This window comes from Hydrogenophaga sp. (assembly GCF_051007235.1).
In the GTDB taxonomy this organism is placed as follows: domain Bacteria; phylum Pseudomonadota; class Gammaproteobacteria; order Burkholderiales; family Burkholderiaceae_C; genus Hydrogenophaga.
The window spans coordinates 1-3,835 of record NZ_JBPCSJ010000268.1 but is presented as its reverse complement, the minus strand read 5'-3'; the positions used below and the strand labels follow the sequence as shown (position 1 = coordinate 3,835).

At 70.3% G+C, this 3,835-nt stretch carries 3 protein-coding genes; all 3 read left to right on the top strand.

Features of this window, described 5'->3' with window-relative positions:
• A partial coding sequence (locus ACR2JA_RS09695) for a tandem-95 repeat protein (protein WP_434008880.1) occupies positions 1–1,262 on the top strand: 1,262 nt, incomplete at its 5' end.
• The gene (locus ACR2JA_RS09690; protein ID WP_434008879.1) at positions 1,262–2,668 is read left to right on the top strand and encodes an efflux RND transporter periplasmic adaptor subunit; all 1,407 of its coding nucleotides are present in this window, start codon (positions 1,262–1,264) and stop codon (positions 2,666–2,668) included. The genes ACR2JA_RS09695 and ACR2JA_RS09690, both read left to right, overlap by 1 nt.
• A partial coding sequence (locus tag ACR2JA_RS09685) for a site-2 protease family protein (RefSeq protein WP_434008878.1) occupies positions 2,665–3,835 on the top strand: 1,171 nt, incomplete at its 3' end. The genes ACR2JA_RS09690 and ACR2JA_RS09685, both read left to right, overlap by 4 nt.

Sequence of the window (3,835 nt, the reverse complement as noted above, 5' to 3'; positions counted from 1 at the left end):
ACACCGCCAAGAGCGGCACCATCGCCGCGTCAGATCTGGACGCCGACCCCCTCTCGTTCACCGAGCAGACCGGCCCGGCCCACGGCAGCCTGAGCCTGAACGCCACCACCGGCGCCTGGATCTACACACCCGATGCCGACTACGTCGGTGCCGACAGCTTCGTCGTCACCGTGGCCGATGGCCACGGCGGCAGCGCCAACGTGACCGTGCTGGTCGATGTGACGCCGGTCAACGATCCGCCGGTCCCCGGCGATGTGAGCGACCCGACCTGGAACAGTTCATCGGGTCAGTACGAGGTCTCGACCCCGGAAGACACCGCCAAGTCCGGCACCATCGCCGCCAGCGATCTGGACGCCGACACCCTCTCGTTCACCGAGCAGACCGGCCCGGCCCACGGCAGCCTCACGCTGAACGCCACCACCGGCGACTGGACCTACACGCCGAACAAGGACTTCAACGGCAGTGACAGCTTTGTGGTGATGGTGGCCGACGGCCACGGCGGCACGGTCGCGGTCACGGTGGTGGTCGAGGTGAGCCCAGTGGACGATCCGATCGCGGTGACCCCGCCGCCACCGCCCCTGGCGCCTGCGCCGGCTGCACCGACACCCACACCGCAGGACGACCCCACGCCCAGGCCCACGCTGCGCTTCGACTCCACCACCTTCGTCGCCGCACCGCACCAGGCCATGCCGCAACTCTCGGCGGAAGTGCTGGCGCTCATCCGGCCCGCACTGGACCGTGCACCGGAGGCCCCTCTCCTCACCCGCGCCAACGGCTTCCAGATCCTGGTGTCGTCTGCTGGCAGCGGCGAACTGATGCTCAACCGCAGCGTCACCGACCAGTTTGTGGACCGCACCGGCGAGAGCAATTTTGTGCTGCCGTTCGACACCTTCACCCACGCACGCCCGGACGCAACCGTGGTCCTGTCGGCCCGCCTGGCAGACGGCCGCGCGCTGCCCAGCTGGATCGGCTTCGATGCGCGCACGGGCAACTTCCGCACGACACCCCCCAGCGGAGTGGAAGGCGAGTTCGTCATCGAAGTGACCGCACGGGATGAAAAGGGCAACGAAGTCAAGACGCAGTTCAAGCTCAGCGTGGGCCAGAAAGCGGTCACCGGTCGCGTCGGGCTGAGCGAGCAGCTCAAACTCGAGGCCAAGCGCGCCACCGCCTGGCAAGACAGCGTCCGCCACCCCGATGGCGCCGCCCAGGACAAGGTCGCCAAGGCGCCGGTGCTGCGTTCCATCGCCAAGGCGGGTGCCTGATGGCCGACATGCACCACCCGGCCGTTCGCACCGTGCAGTCGCTGGCGGTGTTGCTGGACCTGGCGCGCCGCGCGCGGAAGGCCAGCACCCAACACGAGCTGGCCTTTCTCCTGGTGAACGACACGCACCAGCTGGCGCCCTACCGCCAGGCCGTCTGGTGGACGCCCGAGACCGGTGTGCGCACCCTTTCGGGGGTGGTGCAGATCGAAGCCAACGCGCCCTACGTGCACTGGCTGGACCGCCTGACCGCTCACCTCGCGCACAGCCCGCAGGACAGCACCGTCGCCCCGGCCGCCGGTCTCGACCCGCAGACCATCGAACCGGCCACGCTGCCCGACGATCTGCGAGAGAGCTGGGCCAGCTGGTGGCCAGCCCACGCGCTGCACCTGCCGCTGCGCCGCCCGGACGGCACGTTACAAGGCGCCTTGCTGCTCGCGCGCGACACCCCCTGGCCCGAAGACGAGCGGCGCCTGCTGCGCGAATGGCTGGACAGCTGGGGCCACGCCCACCACGCGCTGGCACGCCCCAGGCTCGGCGGCTGGCGTCACCTCGGCCAGCGCGTGCGCGAACACCTCCAGCCCAAGGCCGGCCAGCGCTGGTGGCAGCAGGCGCGCCTGCGCTGGCTGGCCGCGGCCTTGCTGGTGCTGTGCCTGCCGGTGCGGCTGAGCGTGCTGGCCCCGGCCGAACTGGTGCCCGCCCAGCCACTGACCGTGCGCGCACCGCTGGACGGCGTGGTGGACGTCTTCCACGTGCAGCCCAACCAGACGGTGCAGAAGGGCCAGCCGCTGTTCGGTTTCGACGAAGCACTGATCCAGAGCCGCGTGGCCGTGGCCCAGCAGACCCTGGCCACGGCCGAGGCCGAATACCGCCAGACCACGCAACAGGCCCTGGTGGACGCACGCTCCAAGGCCCAGCTGGCGGTGCTGATCGGCAAGATCGAAGAAAAGCGCGCCGAGGTGGACTACCTGAGCGACCAGCTCCAGCGCGCCCGCGTGCTCGCGCCGCGCGACGGCGTGGTGCTGTTCGACGACCCCAGCGAATGGATCGGCCGGCCGGTGACCACCGGCGAACGCATCCTGCGCATCGCCGCGGCCGACGACCGTGAGATCGAGGCCTGGTTGCCGCTGGCCGACGCCATCGCGCTGGCGCCGGGCGCACCGGTCAAGCTCTACCTCAATGCCAGCCCGCTGAGCCCGGTGGAAGGCCGCGTGCGTTACCAGGCGCACGACGCGGTGGCCCGGCCCGACGGCACCCACGCCTACCGTGTGCGCGCCACGCTGGACGGCACCACCGAACACCGCGTGGGCCTCAAGGGCACGGCGCGCCTGCAGGGCGAATGGACCGTGCTGGCCTACTGGGTGATGCGCCGCCCCATCGCCGCGCTGCGCACCACGCTGGGCCTATGAACGCCGGCCTGCCCCGCCTGCGCGAAGACCTGGCCCTGCTGCCCGGTCCGGCCCTGCCCGACGGGCAGCCCAGCTGGACGCTGCACGACCCGGCGCGCAACCTGTTCTTCCGCATCGACTGGCCCAGCTTCGAAATCCTGCGGCGCTGGGCGCTGAACGACCCGCCCGCCATCGCGGCCGACATTGGCCAGGCCACGCCGCTGCAGCTGGACGCGGCCGATGTGGTGCAGATGGGGCGTTTCCTGCAACACAACCAGCTGACGCAACCCGAGGGCGCGAACAGTGCCCGCCAGATGGCCGAACGCCTGCAGCAGATGCAGGGCAGCCCGCTCAAATGGCTGCTGCACCACTACCTGTTCTTCCGTGTGCCCCTGGTGCGGCCCGACGCCTGGCTCGGCCGCTGGCAGGGCGTGGCGGCCCGGTTCGCGTCACCCGCATTCCTGTGGCTCACCCTGGCCGCCTTGCTGGGCGGGCTGGCACAGGTGGCCCGCCAGTGGGACGTGTTCGCCGCCAGCCTGGTGGACACCTTCAACCTCGAAGGTCTCGCTGCCTATGGCCTGGCCCTGTTCGTGGTGAAGCTGTTGCACGAGCTGGGCCACGCCTTCACCGCCAAACGCATGGGCTGCCGTGTGCCCACCATGGGCCTGGCCTTCCTGGTCATGTGGCCGGTGGCCTACACCGACACCAACGACACCTGGCGGCTGACCAACAGAATGGACCGGCTGCGCGTGGCCGCCGCCGGCATCGCCACCGAACTGGTCGTCGCCGCCTGGGCCACGCTCGCCTGGGTCCTGCTGCCCGACGGCGCGCTGCGCTCGGCCGCCTTCGTGCTGGCCACCACCTCGTGGGTGGCCACCGTGGCCATCAACGCCAGCCCCTTCATGCGCTTTGACGGCTACTTCATCCTCGCCGACGCGGTGGACATGCCCAACCTGCACGAGCGCGCGTTCGCCCTGGCCCGCTGGAAGCTGCGCGAATGGCTGTTCGGCCTGAACGAAGCGCCGCCAGAGCACTTTGCCCCCGCCACCACGCGCCGGCTCATCCTGTTCGCCTGGGCCACCTGGTTGTACCGGCTGGTGCTGTTCCTGGGCATCGCCGTGCTGGTGTACCACCTGTTCTTCAAGCTCCTGGGCGTGGCCCTGTTCGTGGTCGAAATCCTCTGGTTTG